This is a genomic window from Flavobacteriales bacterium (assembly GCA_020635795.1).
GTDB lineage: Bacteria > Bacteroidota > Bacteroidia > Flavobacteriales_E > Vicingaceae > Vicingus.
This window is the reverse complement of the sequence record JACJZD010000002.1, coordinates 155,009-174,113: the sequence shown is the minus strand read 5'-3', so window position 1 is coordinate 174,113 and position 19,105 is coordinate 155,009. Positions and strand designations below refer to the sequence as shown.

Below are 19,105 nucleotides of genomic sequence, written 5' to 3'. Positions count from 1 at the left end.
ATATTAAATATTAATATTATATATTAAATATTATTATTTACTAAGAACAACCGAAACCTTTTGTTGTATTTTTTAGTACAATACAACCAAGAGCTCCCAAATTAGTTTAAAGAATATCAGTATAAAATACCCTATTTAGGGGAAAGCAACAATATTGTCTAATAACTAAAACTTACAGCCATGAAAACTTTAGCCACATATCTGACAATTATTATAATAATTGCAACTTCGATTAAAGTAAATGCTTTTAATCCAAATTTACCAAAAGGTATTGTTTACCAGTTGTGCCTAAACAGTAACGATTTACAAAAATCACAACAAGTAATTAACGAATACCCCTATCTAACTCATGTTATTAAAGAAACATCCTCACTATATATATTTGGTAATTACTCAACCTTTTCAACCATAGATTCTGTAAAAACACTTTTAGAGCAACAAGGTTGTACTAAAATAGAAGTAATAGCATTTAAAGATCAAATCGAAATTTCGGTTGCCGAAGCCATATCGATAAATTACAAAGCAGACATGTTAAATGAATCAACTGCACAAGAGCATAGAGACTTGAAAAAAATCTCAACACGAGAGGTTAACTATTTATTAGACGTTCAAAGATCAGGGCTAAAACATTACTATGCCTTAGCTATTCCTGTAAAATCTATTGAAACAGTTGACAAATTATTAGAAGAGATTGATAACGAACAAATAATAGAAATAAGTTCTGACAACGATATTTACTCTATAGGTAGATACGAGAAATTTGAAGATGTATTAAAAGCTCGTCAGAAATTTATTGGTGGAAATATCAATGATGTATTTATTATGGCTCAGATTACCGATGAAAAAATTGACATTGATGATTACGATAATTTTGCTATAACAGTACAAACTATGGTAAATAATTTAGCAGATAATTAAAAACAACAACCTGTTAAAGTAATACTTAACTTTGAAGCATGCAAAGGAAGTATGAGTTAACCGACTGGTTGCCAACAACAAAAAAAGAAGTAGAAATACGTGGGTGGGACAACTTAGACGTCATACTAATTAGTGGTGACGCCTATGTTGACCATCCTGCTTTTGGGGCAGCTGTAATTGGGAGAATTATTGAAAGCATGGGACTGAAAGTTGCCATTATTCCACAACCCAATTGGAAAGACGACTTAAGAGATTTTAAAAAACTTGGCAAACCCAATTTATTTTTTGGTGTAACAGGTGGCTGTATGGATCCCATGATTAACCATTACACCGCCAATAAAAGGCTTCGCTCTGACGATGCCTACACGCCTGGTGGACAAATTGGTTTTAGACCAGATTATGCAACTACTATTTATTCAAACATTTTAAAAGAAATTTATCCTGACATTCCTGTTGTAATTGGTGGAATTGAAGCTTCTCTTCGTCGTGTTACTCATTATGATTATTGGAGCAATCAATTAAAACCTTCTATTTTACAAGATTCAAAAGCCGATATGTTGGTTTATGGAATGGGCGAACAAGCATTACGAGAAATTGTTTCACTTCTTCAAAAAGGAGTTCCCTTTAATTCGTTAAAAACGGTTAAACAAACTGCTTTTCTTCTCGATAAAGAAGAACCCCTTCCAAAAAACAAAAACTGGGAAGACAAAGAATTGAATTCGCACGAAGCTTGTTTAAAGGATAAAAAATTATATGCAGCAAATTTTAAACATGTTGAACAGGAATCTAACAGATTATATGCCGATAGATTATTACAAAGAATTGAAAACAGAACATTGGTTATAAACCCACCTTTTCTAACTATGACAGAAGAGGAAATTGATGCCTCTTTTGATTTGCCTTATACACGATTGCCTCATCCTAAATATGAAAAACGGGGTACAATTCCAGCATTTGAAATGATTAAGTTTTCTATCAATATGCATCGAGGTTGTTTTGGAGGATGTAGTTTTTGTACAATTTCTGCACATCAAGGAAAGTTTATTGCAAGCAGGTCAGAGAAATCCATTTTAGAAGAGGTTGACAAAGTAACTCAAATGCCTGATTTCAAAGGTTACATTAGTGATTTAGGAGGGCCTTCGGCAAACATGTATAAAATGAAAGGAAAGATACAATCGATTTGCGATAAATGCATAAGTCCTTCTTGTATCAACCCTGTTATTTGCCATAATTTAGATACTACACATAAACCATTAACTGAAATATACAAAGCTGCTGATGCCCACCCAAAAGTAAAAAAGGCTTTTATTGGAAGTGGAATTCGTTACGATTTATTGGTTCCTGAATTTAATAAAACTGCTGATAAAAATGATTTGGAGGCATATACCGAACAAGTTATTACAAGCCATGTTTCGGGTAGGTTAAAAGTTGCTCCCGAACACACTTCGGATGCGGTATTAAAAATAATGCGAAAACCATCTTTTTCAAACTTCCATTTATTTAAAAAGACGTTTGATCGAATCAATAAAAAACACGATTTAAATCAAAAACTAATCCCTTATTTTATTTCTAGCCATCCGGCTTGCCAAGTTGAAGACATGGCCAATTTAGCTGCTGAAACCAAAGATATGGGGTTTCAATTGGAACAAGTGCAAGATTTCACCCCAACCCCAATGACGGTAGCAACAGTTATTTATTATTCGGGTTATCATCCATACACATTAAAACCTGTTTACACGCCAAAAACGAAAGAAGAAAAACAGAATCAACACCGCTTCTTTTTTTGGTACAAAAAAGAAAATCAAGGGTGGATAAAAAATACTTTGCTCAAAGTTGGCAAACCTGATTTATTGAAAAAACTATTGCCACAAATTTCAATTAACCAAGAAAATAATACACAAAAACCTAACTTTGTTCCTCATCATAAAAAGAATAAAAAAAGAAATGTGCGATGAAAAAAATTAAAACATGGATAAAGCTTGGTGATTTGTTTATTGATGAGGATAACATCCGTTCAATAAGTAAAAGTGGAAAATTTACCATTATTGAAAAAATACACGGTAACAACATTTATGTTGAAATGGATTATTCTAAAGTAAAAAAATTGGTTAAAACTTTATAACTAATTATACGCTGGACAAGCGTGTTGCTTATTACTTCCACCATCACCAATTCCTCCACCCCCACATCTACTAAAACTTATCATAAATTCATGAGTATAGTTTCCGTAGATTTTATTCAACGGAAAATCAAAAGCATATCCAATAGCAATCGATTCAAAAATTCTAAGTTTTAATTGTGCGTTCACTGCTTCACCAACTCTATATCCTATCCCAAAACCTAAATTGTTCTGATAATCCCAATGAGAGTTTAGATCTAAAGCTGGAGGGCCCATTACATCAGCCTTTAACAGAAATGACTTAAACCATGTCCAATTACCAGCAGGCGATTTATGCCCCCAACCAAAATAATACTGATTAATTTGTTTGTTTTCATCTCCACCAAGCCCAACATTCTTAAAATACAATTGATTTATAGAAAAGCTATAATACACTTTACTATTATATATTAATAAACCAGGCATAATATCAGGATACTTTAGTTCAGAACCTGAGGCATTTGCTAGAACTGGATCAGGATCATTTGGTGCAAAAGCTGTATTGATTGCATACTGCTGTATACCAGCAAAAACACCTACAGCTCCTGTAAAATTACTAGAAAGTTTTTTGTGATATGCATACCCTAACTTAACATAAGACCTTGTTGTAATATGAATTTCGTCTTGCTCAACATATAAACCAATTCCATGCTTTCCGTTTTGATGGAAGTTTTTAGCCTTAAAAGTATGTTGCAAACTTGCAAAAGAACTTCTTGGCGCACCTTTAAATCCTAACCATTGTAATCTAGACCCTGCTTTAAACTCAACACATTTTGTTGTGCCAATAAATGCTGGGTTATAACCCAAGTTATTAAAAGAATATTGAGTATAATGAACAGACTGTTGAGCAGACGTCGATAGTCCAACTATAACAAACCATATGCTCAAATATTTTTTCATCTATCTTAAAATCGAAACAGGTCCTTTAAACACTTGCTTATCTTGTTTTTCAAATTCCAACTCAATGACGTAATAATAAGTTGATACAGGCATGTCGGTTGCTAAATATTTTGCATCCCAACCATCTTTATTATCATACCCACTCTTATAATAAACCCGCTGCCCCCATCTATCAAAAACATAGACTTTATTTTTGGGATAGAGATCAATAAAATTAATCTTCCAAGTATCATTAAACCCATCCTCATTAGGAGTAAAAACTTCTTGAGGAATAATTGGCGGGCATTCTACTGGAACAACATGAACCCAAGAAGTATCTTTACAGTTTTCTGAATCAGTTATTACTAAAGGATAACTACTCGCTCCTACATCAGTAAAAAGATCACTTCCTGACAAATCTCCATCATCGGTATGTAACACATAAGTATATGGGGGGGTTCCTCCAGTAACATTTGTTATTTGAACATCTGCGGTGGGCTGATTGCACTCTTCTATTATTACATTATACGAAGCTTCTAAAACAATAGAATTAATATAATAACTTGAATAAGCTGAATCTTGAGCGCATCCACTATTTGAAATCATAATTAATTCTACATGTGCACCATTAACTGATGTGGAAAAATTAGTAGAAGTACTCACCGTATCACCATTTACCATCCAGAAATAACTGGGATTTGTTCCTCCATTTGTAGGCGATGGAGTGAAATTTATAGTAGTATTTTTACAAGTAGCACCACTTGGATTGGGGATGATTCCAACACTAACTGGACACTGAGAAAACAATCCAGTATTAATTAATAAAAAAACAAGAAATGCAATTTCTTTTTTATTCATTCGGCTAATTTAACTATATATTTTATTTCTACCTTAAATTTACTTTAATGCTGATTAAAATTATTTGCTTACTACCTCAATTTTAGCTAATATTGGCTCGTTTTTAATGCATTATATGAAGAAAATTATTGTATTATCTCTATTCACTCTTCTTTGCTTGTTTACAAAGGCAAACGAAATTGAAATAAAAAACACCGTATTAAAATCGACTAATAATTCTTACCAAATATCTATAAAAATTGTAGGTAAAGAAAGCCCTGGAATTTTTAAACTTACGGTATCTATTCCTGACGAATACACTATAGATGTTTACAATAATTCAAATTTACTAATTGACACAAGAGGGCAATTAATAAAGTTTTATTCAAACTTTGATTCAGGCAATCAGGTTGAAATTAACTGTAAACTTTCTAAAAAAGATATGGACGAAAGTGAAGCCTCAATTCCGATACATTTAGAGTATTCACTCAATGGTAATTTGATTGTTTTAGATAAAGAAATTATTCTTTCAGACCATGAGATAATTACCTCCGAAAAAATGGATAGCTTATCTCATCATTTAGAAGAAATTTCTAAACAAAACGAGAATAAAGATGCTATAGCTTTGGCTAAAATGAAAAATTTACCCTCAACTACAACCGAAAATAAAAACTCCAAAGAAGATTTAACTTCAATGCCTGAAGGATACAATTCTTCAACAAAAAGCGGTCTATCTGGTTCAAACAAATCTTATTCGGTTCAAATTTTATCTTTACAATTTTATAATGAAAAAAGATTAAATGAGTTTTTAAACGTTTACAAGCTTAAAGCTTCAGAAACATTTAAAAAAGAAGTAAATGGCATGGTTAAGATTTATACTGGTAAATTTAAAACTTACGAGGAAGCAAAAGCTTTAAAAGAAAAACTAATCAAACAAAACAACCTTACCGATTCGTTTGTGGTTAGCTATTAAAACCACTTCTTTACTTTAAAATAGACAATCATTACAATTACCAAAACAGCCATTACTACCATGGTTATAGGGTATCCCCATTTATGAGTTAATTCAGGCATATATTGAAAATTCATGCCATAAACCCCTGCAACAAAAGTAATAGGAATAAAAATGGTGGAAATTACTGTTAAAACCTTCATTACCTCATTCATTTTATTACTCATCGAAGTCATGTATAAATCCATTAAGCTTGATGTTAAATCCCTAAATGTTTCAATGCTATCAATAATATGAATACAATGATCGTAAACATCATTAAAATAGGTAATGTTTTCTTGTTCAATGAGATTGTTACTTTCTTTAGTCAATTTAGCAATAGCCTCACGAAGCGGATAAACTGATTTCCGTAAAAAAATCAAATCTCGTTTAAGTTGTTGGATTTCTTTGTAATCTTCTTTGGTTGGGTTTTCTTGCAAATTATCTTCAAGCAATTCTATTTTGTCGCCAATACTCTCTAAGGTATAATAATAACCGTCAACAATAGTATCAACTAATCTATAAAACAGGTAATCCGCTTTTCGAGTTCGTAGTCTCGACTCCTTATCGTTAAGTCGTTCTCTTATGGTATTAAAAACATCTCCTTCTTTCTCCTGAAAAGTGATTAAATACTCTTTGCCTACAATAAAACTAACCTGCTCAAATTGATAATTATTTTCTTCTGAAGAAGTGAACATTTTAGCTATAAAAAACAAATAACCATCGTGCAATTCAGTTTTCGGTCGATGATCAGTATTCAGCACATCTTCTAAAACCAAATGATGAATATTGAAATGGCTTCCAATTGATTTAATGTGATCCACATTGTGCAACCCAACCAAATTTATCCAACATTCTTCTTTTGTGGATATTGAGCTCAACAAAGTTTTTACATCATCAGAGGTAACTCTTTTAATATTTTCTTGTGAGTAACTAATTAACTCTACATCTTTATTTTGCGAATATACTTCTCCATGATAATCTAAATTACCTGGTGGCATACCCTTTTTTATAGCCGATTTGTTATTAGTTTTCTTCTTTTTCAAGTTTGTTTTTTATAAGGTCGTTCTTATATACAATTGTACGATAAGGAAACGGAATTTCTACTCCATTTTTGTCAAATTGTTCTTTCACTGATTTAAGCAAATCACACTTCAACACAAATGCATTATCATTACCATAACACCAAACATAAGCTTTTAACTGAACCGAAAAGTCTTCTAGTCCAATAACTCTAACCAACACTTTTGGCTCGCCCGACTTAATATCTTCTTCACTTCTATGGTCGAGCAATAAAGGATGCTTTTCAGCTTCTTGTTGAATTATAGCGATAGCTTTGTCAATATTAGAATCGTAACTTATCCCAAACACAATATGTTGCCGAATTCTATCATCAATTATATCACTATTTACAATAACATCCTCACTAATTATACTGTTTGGAACAACTATTCTTCTGTTTTCATAATCTTTTATTGCCGTATGACGTAATGTAATTTCTTCAACAACACCTTTTTGTGATGAAAATTCGATTGTGTCACCAACCCTGAAAGGTTTAAAAATTAAAATAAAGATACCGCTCACAATATTTGCAAATGCCTTTTGAGCAGCAAAACCCAAAATGGCAGCAAATACTCCTGCCCCAGCAAACAAAGCATTTCCGAGCGACCTAAAAAATGGGATTTTCGAAAAAATAAAAAACAACGCAATAGAAAAAATAATAATGCTCAACGAATTTTTAAGAAAAGAATAGTTTGTTGGATCAACCTTTATCCTTTCAGCATAACTATTTATGGCAATGTGTGCAATCCTCCTAAGTATAGTTGAAATCACAAATGCAACAGCAATTGTAGAAAGAATTAAAATTCCATGTCGAAGGTAAACAAAGCTAATATTTGACACGGCTTCTTCTAATTTAAGCATAAAATTATTTTTTAGTAAAGGTATTAAGTTTTAACCAAACCTTAAGTTTTTTACAAAAAACTCTATAAATCACCTATATTTTTCGATAAACCACACAATTTTTAGTGCTTTATTTTTTTTCAAAAAAAAGTTTTTTATTTTAATATAAAATTTATATTTGACCCCGTTATCAACAACGAATAAATGAAAAAAATTGTAGTAAAATATTCAAAACTTTCTGTCGAACTAAAAAAAGCCATTCGTCAGAAATTAGAAGAAGAAGATGTGAAATTTTTTAGCTTTCCATATCAAGGTGGTATGGAGGAAGGGTTTTTATATGAAACTCCAGGTGACGAAGTAAATTACTTAGTAATTTTAGATACTGAGAAGAAAACCAAATACAAACCTACTGAAGATGATGACGATGAAGATGATGACGATTTTGATGATGCAGTTGGAGAAGATTTAAAAGGGGTTGATGCAGATGATGATGACTTTAAAGATGACGATGTAGAGGATGATTTTGATGATGACGATAGCGACGACGATGAGATTGCTGATGAAGAAGATGACAGCGACGATGATGATAGATAAATAAAAAAAACCCAACGCATGTTGGGTTTTTTTTTATCAAAATAGCACAATTCTTTCGTCAAATTTCAACCCATAATAAACCCCTAATTATTCAAATAAAAATTTGATAAAGCCAATTGTATTTCAGCTATTTACCTGTTTATAGCAAATGTTAGAATACTAATTATTTATTGATTATTAATTTTTTTACACCATTAATACAAACTATATTTGAGCAAGCAAATGAAGTTATTGTACTTAATTAATTCAATGAAATAGTTATGATATCAGTATTAAAAAATCAAGATAAGATAATGGTAAACTGCTCAAATAGTGAATACATCACTATTCAGAAAGTAAAAGAAATTGTAAAAACAATTAAAAAAATAGATAAAAGAAACGATCTCCCATGCAACATAACAATTAAATCTATCGAAGAAATAAACTTCACACTTCAGGGAGAACGCTTTTTTAATCGAATCATTAAATCACGTCAACTTAAAAATTCAAGAATTACACTTAGCTACCAATAAAATTATTTTACTACTTCAAACCCATTTTCTTGCCAAGAGGTAATTCCTCCATCTAAGTTATATACTTTGGTAAAACCTTTTTCTTTTAAAATATCAGCAGCACTAGAGCTTCTACCTCCTCTTTTACAATACACATATACAGGAGCGTTTTTATCTAAATTTTCTATTTCTGTCTCAAAATTATTTCCTTGATAATCTATTTTAACTGCATCTTTTAATGTTCCTTCAGCCCATTCTTCAGGGGTTCTCACATCTAAAATAGTTCCTGGTTGCGATGCACTTAATTCACCAAACGTTTTTGCATCAACATTTACAATTACCTCTGTGCTTGCTATAGCAGTTTCAGAGGTTTGATTTTGACTATTACCACACGATACTGTAAACAACGATACAACAACTGTAGAAATTAAAATAAGTTTTTTACTCATGGTTTTTTTGTTTTATATGTTTTGATTAATAATTTGAACTAATTGTTTGGATTGAACAACGCCAGATTGACGCCAAACTTGCTTCCCTTTTTTAAATAATATTAATGTTGGAACACTCCTTACATTATAATAAGAAGCTGCCTGAGGGTTTTTATCAATGTCTATCTTTAACACTTTTGCCTTTCCCTTTATTTGACTAGAAACGTCTTCCAAAATTGGCGACATCATTTTGCATGGTCCGCACCAAGTGGCGTAAAAATCGACTAATACAGGTGTTTCTCCTTTTATTAAATCAGTAAATTTTGACATTTTATTATTGTTTTAAATGTTGAGGAACTTCGCCCGTTAAGGTTTTTAAAAATGCAACGATATCTGTAGTTTCTTTCTGTGTGAGCTCTTTGTTTAGTTGCGTTTTCGCCATAATATTTACAGCATCCTCTAATCTATCAACACTTCCATCATGAAAATATGGATAAGTTTTCTCTATATTTCTTAATGATGGTGTTTTAAACACATATTTATCCGCTTCATTTTTAGTCACTTCAAATTTACCCTCGTCTATTTTTTTACTTTTAGTATGTTCCCAATAATTACTCATTAAACCAAATTTTTGAAACAACTGACCTCCTAATAAATTGCCTGAATGGCAAGCTGTACAACCTACAGAAGTGAACGTTTCTAATCCATCTTTCTCTTGTTGATTTAAAGCGTTTTCATTGCCTGCTAAATAATCGTCGAACTTTGATGGAACAATTAACTTGCGTTCGAATGCTCCAATTGCTTTTTGAATATTTATATATGTAATTGGATCTTTTTCATTTGGAAATGCTTTAGCAAACAAATTGTTGTACTCCTCAATTTTAGACAATCTATCTATTACCGCTTTTTCATTTGGCATAGCCATCTCCACAGGGTTTAAAATTGGACCCCCTGCCTGCTCCTCTACATCTTTTGCACGTCCATCCCAAAACTGAGAAATATGTAAAGCTGCATTTAATACCGTAGGCGAATTTCTCCCTCCTAAACCACCATCATTACCTGGAGAAAAACTTAGATTATCTACGCCATAAGTATCTAAATTATGACAACTATTACAACTAATCGTATTGTCTTTTGATAAGCGTTTATCGAAATAAAGCGTTTTACCTAACGCTACTTTTTCATCAGTAATACTGTTTTCAGGATTAAGTGCAACATCAGGTAATTCTCCAAAAAGTGTTTTTGCTTTTTGCAACAACTCACTAGGTTCAGTTATTTTTTCTACCTCAACTTCTTGTAAAGATTCACCTCCACAGCCAGTTAAAATAATGAATGGTAGAACATAAATAAAAATTGATTTATTCTTCATTTGTCTTTTCTTTTTTAGTTTGTTTAAATGACACATCACTCAATAACCAACCCATTAAAGCTCCATAAATGGTAGTTCTGTACCATACTGATGTAATGGCACATGAGCCGCTTTCACATCCTACATAATACCAATAAAGATACCCCGCAATTGCACCAATAATCGCTAAAATAATATTCTTTTTATGGGTTAATATCCAGTTTTTAACTTTCTCCATTATGCAAAATTATTCCATGGACCACCATTGTGTGCGTCGTTAATTCCAGCACCCCTTAAAATTGAAGTGGCTTGAGCACTACGCATCCCAGATTTACAACACAACACAACAGGTTTTTTCAGCTGTTTTATTTTATCAACTTTGGTTTTGATTTTATCTAATGGAATATTGGTCGACCCCTTAGCATGACCTGCACTGTATTCGGAAGGAGTTCGAACATCAATTAATACCGCTCCATTTCTTATTAATTCGTGGCAATCTACCTTCGGGCCTAATCCAAATATTTTTCTAATTATACTCATTTTTTTTACATTTTAGGTAACGAGTATTTAGTGATGAGATAAAACTCAACACTAAATACTCATAACGATTCATATTATCCTTTTCTCATAGCAACCATGTTCCAGCCACCACCATTATAAACCTCTTCTACTCCGTTTTGTGCTAAAAAACTGGTTGCTTGTCCACTTCTTCCGCCTGAAGCACAACAAAGTACCAAAGGCTTTTTCATGTTTTTAAATTCATCCACTCTTCCTGGAACTTCGCCAAGCGGGATGTTAACTGAACCTTCTACTCTTCCCATTTCGTATTCAAATGGCTCTCTTACATCTACAATTGTAGCTTCGTTTAAATTTACATTTTCGTAACTCATTTTTTATAAATTTTAGTTGTTATTAAAGTGTTGAAGGACAAACATAAGCTGTCTTACTCAACGTTGTGTTATTAAATATAGCATTAGAACCACCTGCAACATCAATAATATTTTGGTAACCTTCTTTTCTTAACATAGATATTGCAATCATTGAACGATAACCTCCTGCACAATGCAAATACTTGGTTTCGTTCTTATCTAGATGATTTAACCAATTGTTGATGTTGTCTAATGGAAACGATTCTGCTTGTTCTAATCTTTCCGATTGGTATTCAGTAGGTTTTCGCACGTCTATAATATGAACTGGTTTAGCATTCGCAATTTTTTCTAGTTCTAGTGCAGAAATTGACGTAATGGTTTCGACAGGTTTTCCAGCATTAGCCCAAGCCTTAAATCCTCCCTTCAAATATCCAACACAATTATCGTAACCAACTCTTGCCAAACGCAACACAGATTCTTCTTCTTTACCTTCATCAGAAACAATAATAATTTTTTGATTTAAGTTAGTAATCAAAGCACCTACCCAAACCGCAAACTGACCATTTAATCCAATAAAAATTGACGAAGGAATAAAGCCGTCTTTAAACTCTCCTTGAGTTCTGGTGTCAATAATTATAGCGTCGTTTTTTTCTTTTTCAAATTCGTCAACACTCAATGGCTTTAAGCCTGCCGCCATAACTTCATCAATACTCTTGTAGCCATTTTTGTTCATCATCGCATTTTTAGGAAAATACTGTGGTGGAGGTAAAATACCGTGTAATAATTCTTTAACAAACTCATCTTTTGTCATGGTCTCTCTCAAGGCATAATTGGTTTTTTTCTGCTCACCAATTGTTCCTACGGTTTCTTTGCTCATGTTTTTTCCACAAGCCGATCCTGCTCCATGACCGGGATATACAATTACCTCGTCTGCCAAAGGCATTATTTTATTGCGTAACGAATCAAACAACATGCCTGCTAAATCTTTTTCGGTTACATCCGATTTTATTGCCAAATCAGGACGACCAACATCACCCAAAAACAAAGTGTCGCCAGAAAATATAGCGTGATTCTCACCGTGCTCATCTATCAACAAATAAGTTGATGATTCAGGGGTGTGTCCAGGCGTATGCAACAGTTTTATTTTAATGTTGCCTATTTTAAACTCTTCATTGTCTTTACCGACATGTATTTTGTATCCAGCAGTAGCTGTTGGACCATACACTATGGTTGCTCCTGTTTTCTTTGCTAAATCAACATGCCCAGAAACAAAATCGGCATGAAAGTGTGTTTCGAAAACATACTTGATTTTTGCCCCTCGTTTTTCAGCTAATTCGGTGTAAGGAAATGTTTCTCTTAATGGATCAATAATGGCTGCTTCGCCATTAGACTCGATGTAATAAGCCGCTTCGGCTAAACATCCTGTGTATAATTGTTCTACGTACATATATAATTGTTTTTATATTAGTTAAAAAAAAGTTCTTTTATAAAAATGTATCCCCCCATAATTAAAACAAACCAGCCGAATCCTTTTTTCAATTGGTCTCCATTAACTTTAGATGACATTTTTTGACCTATAAATATACCTCCAACTGCCAACAATGTAAATGGTATTAGAAGCTTCCAATCTATGGTTATTGTATTAATACTTCCTAAGAATCCAAAAAATGAATTCATTGATATAATTGCTAACGAAGTGCCTACTGCAACTTTCATTTTAAGATTGTTAAGCTTTGTTAATGCTGGTATTATAATAAAACCACCCCCTGCACCAACTATACCAGTTAAACAGCCGATACACAAACCACTTACAAAGTTTAGTACTCGGTTATTTTTCTTTACAATAACTTCACTAAATTCAGCATTACCTTTTATCATTATTAGTGCTGAACCAATCATGATAATTGATAACAATACCAATATTAAAATGCGATTTGTTAACTCAAAATCTCCAATAAAAAAAAGAGATTCAGGGATAAGTGGCACCAAAAATTTTCTGGTTAAAAAAATTGAAATAATGGTGGGAATTCCAAATAATAATGCTGTTTTAAAATTAACTTGTTGTTTTCGTGACTTTATAATTGTACCTATTAAACTGGCAGACCCAACAACAAAAAGCGAATACGCTGGAGCAGTAACTGCTGCCTCAACCCCCATTAAGTAAACCAATATTGGAATTGCCAAAATAGAGCCTCCAGCACCTATCAAACCAGAAGAAATGCCTACCAAAACCGCTAATATGTAACCTATTATTTCCACGTTTTACAATTCATTTTGACACTTATCGATACACGTAATTATTTGTGATAATCGAGGGTGTTTCAATTTATAATTACAGTTTTTGCCGTTACGCTCACTCAACAATACTCCTTTATTTTTTAAAATACTTAAGTGATGCGACGCGACAGCTTGTTCTATGTTTAATGCTTCATGGATTTCTGTAACAGTTAAGCTCTTATCATCTGAAAGCATATCTACTATTGCAATTCGCATTGGATGAGCTATTGCTTTTAGCATTTCTGATGCGTTTTCTAATTTTTTTAATTCTATCATATATAATTATGTATATAATTCAATACAAAGTTATATATAATTTTTTATATATGTAATATTTCTTCAAAAAAATCTGATAAAAATTATTTGAGAATAGAAAAAGGCGGTAAAAATTACCGCCTTTTTTTTATTCTCCTATTGTCGTTAAGCGTATTTCGCCTCGGTTTCTTTCATGTACTGAGCATACGTTTTTTTCTTGTCAGCTTCCCATTGGTAGTTACCAAACATTTTTTGAGTAATCCCTTTACCAAAATACTTTTCGAACATACGGTGTAAAACTACATCGTACTTTCTGTGAAAATTTACCCAACAGCCATTGCAATTGTGTTGGTAATGTTTTTGTGTTTTTTTAGTTTCATTACTATTAATAATTTCATCTAATGTGTTGTTAAACAAATTACCAATCTTAACATCTAAATTCTGACACAAAGGCACATCACCGTTTGGCAATATACAAAGCGAATCGATAATAGAATTACAACTCATTTTTAAATCGCCTTTTCTCCACTCATCATACAAAACCAAAAAGTCATAGTTCTCTTTAAATTCCTTAATAATTGCAGGGATTTTTTCTTTAAAATTATCATCTTTTAATTCTGTAGAAATTTCTTTGTGTGTTTCAACAATTACTTCCGTTTCAGCATCTTTATCTACATAGTTTGGAACTTGTACCTTTGCAGTTTTTGAAGCAATACCTGTTTCGTGCGCTTTATCATCTGTATCGAAAAAACTCATGTCGTTATAAACTCCAACACGCATATCAACTCCTTCACGCTTACAAACCTCAGCTACATGTCGCATATCGTTAAAGTTATTGTAAGGACTCAAAGTAAACATAGTAGAAATTGGCACAACATCTTTCAATGCCTGAATTACTTGAATTACTTTTTCGTAACCATCTTTACCTCGCATGTGTAAATAGGCATCTTTATCTCCATCTAAAGAAATATACAATCGTTTTGGCGGAAATTTCTTTACCGCCTCAATCAAACTATCTGGCTTTAAACAGTTCGACAACAAATCAAAGTTAGGGTGGTTTTTAGTAAACCATTCCATAATTTGTAATGCCTCGGGATGCAACAAAAACTCTCCTCCTTCCAATCCAATAGCAGTATCTTTAGAAACTGCTTTGCTTTTCATTATTTCTTTGATTTTTTCGAAAGAAAGGTATTTTACAGGACGTTTTGCCCAAATATTACAATGCTTACAACGCGAATCACACAAGTCGGTAGCATATATCATTAAAGTTGCCAACTTACGTGGACCAACATTCGATTTATTATTTACAAATTTCTTTGCTCTGCTTACGTAATCTTTAACTCCGTACATATTTTTTTAAAAAGATAAACGCCAAAGTTAATTAAAAAAGGTTTAGTTAAAATGGAATCTCAATCTTAAAAGAAGTCCCTTTGTTTGAAGTAGTAAAATCAATAGTTCCGTTTAAATTTTTTACCATGTTTTTTACCATAGCTAAACCAAGACCCATGCCTGTAGTTTTTGTAGTAAAATTTGGGGTGAATATTTTTTCTTGTAAGTCTTCAGGTATTCCAGCACCATTATCAGTAATGGTTATGGTATAGAAATTATTCTTAACACAAGCAGATATAACAATTTTACCTTTTTGGTTTTCAGGAATGGCTTGTATGGCATTTTTAATCAAATTTGAGAACATTCTATTCAATTGGTCTTTATCTGCTACTAATAGCGATTCTTTTTCTAATTGATTGTCGAAAACAATTTCAACCTGTTCTTTTCTATACAAATCAACAACAGTTTCTAAAATCTCTACTAAATTAAGCTGCTGCTCGTTGGCTTTAGGCATTTTTGCAAAGCTCGAAAACTCATTGGCAATATTGGTTAAGGTATCTATCTGCTCTACTAATGTTTTAGCAGTACGTTTAATACGTTCAGGTAAATCTGCAGGATTATCGGCAATTGAGCGTTCTAAATGCTGTATGCTCAACTTCATTGGTGTAAGCGGATTTTTTATTTCATGTGCTACTTGTTTTGCCATTTCCCGCCAAGCACTTTCACGTTCCGATTGCGCCAATAATTTGGCACTTTTCTCCAACTCCAATACTTTTTGATTGTATTCTTTAACCAATGAACCTATTTCATCGTTCGATTTCCAATCGATAAACTCATTCGATTTACCTAACTGAAGAGCCCTTATTTTTTCTTTTATTAATCGTACAGGCTCCGAAATATAATTGGCAAACAGTACCGCAATAAAAATTGACACCAAAAACAATAAGGCATAAATGTTTATTAATGCGGTAAAAAACTGCGATAATTCATTTTCTAACTGATTTTGTTTGGCAAAATAAGGTACGTTTAAATAAGCTATTACTTTGTTTTCGTTGTTTCTAAAAGGCACATAAGCCGAAAGGTAGTTCATTTCACCTATTTCTTCATCGTGAATAAACGAAGATTTTTTATGTTCCTTAAGAGAATGAAATGCTAAAGGATTCATTCTATTACTAATCAGTCCACGTTCTATTATTTCTGGGCGTGATGTTGCAATGAGTTGCCCACTTAAACCATATAAATTAATATCTGCAAAAAAGATGTTTGAGTATTTTATCAATTGATTGGTGATGAAATCGATATTTATTTCTTCCATCGATTTTTCATTTGCAAATTCGGTATTAAGTTCTGTAACTACCGAATGTACCTTTTCTTGTATGCTTTTGGTGTTTTTGTCCTCGTATTGTTTTTTTATGTAATAAGATGTTCCTAAACCAAACAGTACAAACGATAAAAAAGTAGAAACAATAATAAAAAGTTGAATTTTTGTACTGAACTCAGAAAAACCTATTCGCCAATTAAATGGCTCCACGTTAAATAATAAACCAGCAATTAAAATAAACAAACTACAACATATAAAGAAATATGAAAAAGTGGTTATGTAATTAAAGTCGGTTTTTTGTAATGCACTTAACACCACCACTGTATTTTTATCACTTTGGTAATACAAATGTTGGTAATTGCTTGATGATTGCGTAAAAAACCCTTCTTCGCTAAATGGTAACTTTGGGGTTAATTCTAAGTTGTAGTTACAATCTCCACTATTGTGTACCAAGCGGCTTTTTTTGTACTTGGCAAATGAATATTTGGTAAGTGAAGCCGACACATCAATCTCTTTCTCATTAAGCAAAAGCTCAGGGTATCCTTCGTTATTGGACAACAGTTTAGGCAACATTTCAATATATAAAACAGCCTTATTAGAAAGCGTGTCAGCAGCATTAATACTGATGTTTCCCAAGTAACTCCCAACACCATCTTTATTGTATAAAAAATGGATGTTATCGTTAAAATTATATCTCGACACCGCTTCTCGTTCAACCTTTTCAGTGAAAAAATCAAAACAACTAGCTTCTACATTTTCAGGCTGAACTACTAAGGTATCTTCGGGTAAACACATAAATAAAAATACATCGTATTTATTCCAATAACCCGTAAAATATTTTTCAAGTACATAGCCGTCAACATCGTCTTTGTTTTCCCAATAATTTTTGACTTGGTTAACTAAAAGAGTATCGGCTTCAATCTTAGTTTTTAAATCGGTAAATAAATATTCTGTAACTGGGTCGGCTTCTTTAGCTAGCTTTTTTAGTAAAAACTCTTGATTTAGTTGTTCTTTTTGTTTGGTAAGTTTTACAAATCCTACTGTTATTGATGTAGCTATTAAAATTACCAATAAAATACTTTGGTAAAATTTGGTTTTAATAGTGTTACCTGTGGCTAGAATTAGAATGGCTACAAGAATCCAAGATGCAATTTTCCAATCAATTTCAAAAGCTAAGTGTCCAATTAGAATGGATAGTAACGATAACAACCAAAACAAAGCCAACAACTGATTTTTCTTGATTTTTGTTCGGGCTGCATAATCGTTTATAATTGAATTTACCAACACAGTCAAACAAGTGTACAAAATAATAACAATAAGAATTCCAATAAAACTATATGCTGTTAAATCGAGTAAATTATTAATATCGAAATTAATGTTAGAATTGTTAATTAAACCAGCAAACCAGTTGGTAAACACCATATTTAAACAAACAACAAAAACCATTGATAGTGTCGCTTTTAGCAAAGCATAACTACTTTTTTCTTTGCCACGTTTTACCCATAAAATAGTGATGGTCATTATTACAATCGAAACAATTAAAAAATGTCCCAACGAAGGCAATAAGCCAGAATGTCCAAAAATGGTTGGACTAAATATTTTTTGATGAAAAATTACTTCAGGAATTGATAAACCTGCGGTAATGAAATAAAACATTAAGACAATCCCGATACTAAAAAGTGAAGCATATTTTTTGATTTTTCTATGTTTTTTCAATTCAGCATAAACAAACATCACCAGCAAAACAACACCTAATAAATACAAGATAATCGACAACCAATTGCTCGATTTATAATTGCTTGAGTTTACTTTTAATGAAAATAAAGGATTGCCGTTTATGTCTTTTATAACCGATTTATTTGTTTTATCATCTATCAAAATTTCAACATCATCTTTAATTCCATAACTTGGGTGAAGCCCTGTTTTTAGATAGTTATTTTGAATAGTATATTCACTTTTTATTAAAATTAACCCTAAAAAAGTGTGCTGATTGAGTTGTTTTTTTACATATTGATAAAGTCCATCTTTTAATAAAACTACACCATTCGTATCGTTAAAATCGGATAAATTGTTAAACGAAACCGTTGAATTACTCCAAAAAACAAGTTTGTTTTTGTCGAAACCATAATAGCTAATACCTTCTATATCTTTTTGATGCTGTATTTGGTTAAATACATTGACAACACTATCCGTTTTGACTAATCTCTGTAATTGTTGATTTACTGATTTTTCTTTTTCATTCAATATTTCATTAAAAGTAGCTACAACATCCGTATTGCTAGTAATAACTGTAACAAAAGGATTGTAAAAAAACAAGACTAATCCCAGTATTAAAAAGATGTAATTCTTATTTTTTGAATGATTCATTTAATTGATTAAAAGAATTTAAAATTAAGGCATAAAAATAAGATATGCTTTATTATTTATAACATATTCCTCTCCACAACAATAAAACCATTTTTTTGATGAGCGGTAATTTTTTTATAAATGATGAGCGTACTTTTGTAA

Annotated in this window: 18 protein-coding genes and 2 pseudogenes; 5 read left to right on the top strand and 15 right to left on the bottom strand. The window is 32.0% G+C overall.

The window, feature by feature from the left end; translation table 11 throughout:
* Positions 1-180: 180 nt before the first annotated feature.
* The 3 genes from H6589_08410 to H6589_08400 are packed head-to-tail and all read left to right on the top strand — an operon-like array spanning position 181 to position 3,040.
* The gene (locus H6589_08410; GenBank protein MCB9174616.1) at positions 181-918 is read left to right on the top strand and encodes a hypothetical protein; all 738 of its coding nucleotides are present in this window, start codon (positions 181-183) and stop codon (positions 916-918) included.
* 38 nt (positions 919-956) lie between these two features.
* A complete protein-coding gene (locus H6589_08405; GenBank protein MCB9174615.1) occupies positions 957-2,873 on the top strand; it encodes a YgiQ family radical SAM protein in 1,917 nt (638 codons plus the stop codon).
* Positions 2,870-3,040, top strand: coding sequence for a hypothetical protein (locus H6589_08400; protein MCB9174614.1), 171 nt, complete (start codon positions 2,870-2,872; stop codon positions 3,038-3,040). Before H6589_08405 ends, H6589_08400 begins: the two co-directional genes overlap by 4 nt.
* Here the strand turns inward: H6589_08400 and H6589_08395 are convergent, their stop codons facing one another.
* Positions 3,041-3,976, bottom strand: coding sequence for a PorP/SprF family type IX secretion system membrane protein (locus H6589_08395; protein MCB9174613.1), 936 nt, complete (start codon positions 3,974-3,976; stop codon positions 3,041-3,043).
* Positions 3,977-4,813, bottom strand: a complete 837-nt coding sequence (locus H6589_08390; GenBank protein ID MCB9174612.1) for a gliding motility-associated C-terminal domain-containing protein — start codon at positions 4,811-4,813, stop codon at positions 3,977-3,979.
* Between the two features lie 115 nt (positions 4,814-4,928).
* Here H6589_08390 and H6589_08385 point away from each other — a divergent pair, with 115 nt between their 5' ends.
* Positions 4,929-5,765 (top strand): SPOR domain-containing protein, encoded by an 837-nt coding sequence (locus tag H6589_08385; protein ID MCB9174611.1) that lies wholly within the window; start codon positions 4,929-4,931, stop codon positions 5,763-5,765.
* Here the strand turns inward: H6589_08385 and corA are convergent.
* The gene (corA, locus tag H6589_08380) at positions 5,762-6,784 is read right to left on the bottom strand and encodes a magnesium/cobalt transporter CorA (protein MCB9174610.1); all 1,023 of its coding nucleotides are present in this window, start codon (positions 6,782-6,784) and stop codon (positions 5,762-5,764) included. The two genes, H6589_08385 and corA, sit on opposite strands and share 4 nt — an antisense overlap.
* Before the next feature lie 25 nt (positions 6,785-6,809).
* On the bottom strand, positions 6,810-7,706 hold the full coding sequence (locus H6589_08375) for a mechanosensitive ion channel family protein (protein MCB9174609.1): 897 nt from the start codon (positions 7,704-7,706) through the stop codon (positions 6,810-6,812).
* A gap of 183 nt (positions 7,707-7,889) precedes the next feature.
* Between H6589_08375 and H6589_08370 the strand changes: the two genes are divergently transcribed.
* Entirely contained in the window at positions 7,890-8,279 is a 390-nt protein-coding gene (locus tag H6589_08370; protein MCB9174608.1) for a hypothetical protein, read from the top strand.
* Between the two features lie 514 nt (positions 8,280-8,793).
* On the opposite strand, the gene H6589_08365 is transcribed toward H6589_08370, so the two are convergent.
* The 11 genes and pseudogenes from H6589_08365 to H6589_08315 all read right to left on the bottom strand — a co-directional run bounded on the left by H6589_08365 (position 8,794) and on the right by H6589_08315 (position 18,964).
* On the bottom strand, positions 8,794-9,219 hold the full coding sequence (locus H6589_08365) for a rhodanese-like domain-containing protein (GenBank protein MCB9174607.1): 426 nt from the start codon (positions 9,217-9,219) through the stop codon (positions 8,794-8,796).
* Between the two features lie 12 nt (positions 9,220-9,231).
* Positions 9,232-9,528, bottom strand: coding sequence for a thioredoxin (gene trxA / locus H6589_08360; GenBank protein MCB9174606.1), 297 nt, complete (start codon positions 9,526-9,528; stop codon positions 9,232-9,234).
* Positions 9,529-9,532: 4 nt separating this feature from the next.
* The gene (locus tag H6589_08355) at positions 9,533-10,567 is read right to left on the bottom strand and encodes a cytochrome-c peroxidase (GenBank protein ID MCB9174605.1); all 1,035 of its coding nucleotides are present in this window, start codon (positions 10,565-10,567) and stop codon (positions 9,533-9,535) included.
* Entirely contained in the window at positions 10,557-10,784 is a 228-nt protein-coding gene (locus tag H6589_08350) for a hypothetical protein (protein ID MCB9174604.1), read from the bottom strand. Before H6589_08350 ends, H6589_08355 begins: the two co-directional genes overlap by 11 nt.
* Positions 10,784-11,086, bottom strand: a complete 303-nt coding sequence (locus tag H6589_08345; protein ID MCB9174603.1) for a rhodanese-like domain-containing protein — start codon at positions 11,084-11,086, stop codon at positions 10,784-10,786. Before H6589_08345 ends, H6589_08350 begins: the two co-directional genes overlap by 1 nt.
* Before the next feature lie 74 nt (positions 11,087-11,160).
* The gene (locus tag H6589_08340; GenBank protein MCB9174602.1) at positions 11,161-11,436 is read right to left on the bottom strand and encodes a rhodanese-like domain-containing protein; all 276 of its coding nucleotides are present in this window, start codon (positions 11,434-11,436) and stop codon (positions 11,161-11,163) included.
* Between the two features lie 22 nt (positions 11,437-11,458).
* Entirely contained in the window at positions 11,459-12,862 is a 1,404-nt protein-coding gene (locus H6589_08335; GenBank protein MCB9174601.1) for an MBL fold metallo-hydrolase, read from the bottom strand.
* Between the two features lie 17 nt (positions 12,863-12,879).
* Positions 12,880-13,683: pseudogene (locus H6589_08330) on the bottom strand (sulfite exporter TauE/SafE family protein).
* A pseudogene (locus H6589_08325) lies at positions 13,684-13,968 on the bottom strand (helix-turn-helix transcriptional regulator). It abuts the pseudogene before it with no gap.
* A 144-nt stretch (positions 13,969-14,112) separates the two neighbouring features.
* On the bottom strand, positions 14,113-15,297 hold the full coding sequence (locus H6589_08320) for a radical SAM protein (GenBank protein MCB9174600.1): 1,185 nt from the start codon (positions 15,295-15,297) through the stop codon (positions 14,113-14,115).
* Between the two features lie 46 nt (positions 15,298-15,343).
* Positions 15,344-18,964, bottom strand: coding sequence for a GHKL domain-containing protein (locus tag H6589_08315; protein MCB9174599.1), 3,621 nt, complete (start codon positions 18,962-18,964; stop codon positions 15,344-15,346).
* Positions 18,965-19,105: the final 141 nt, after the last annotated feature.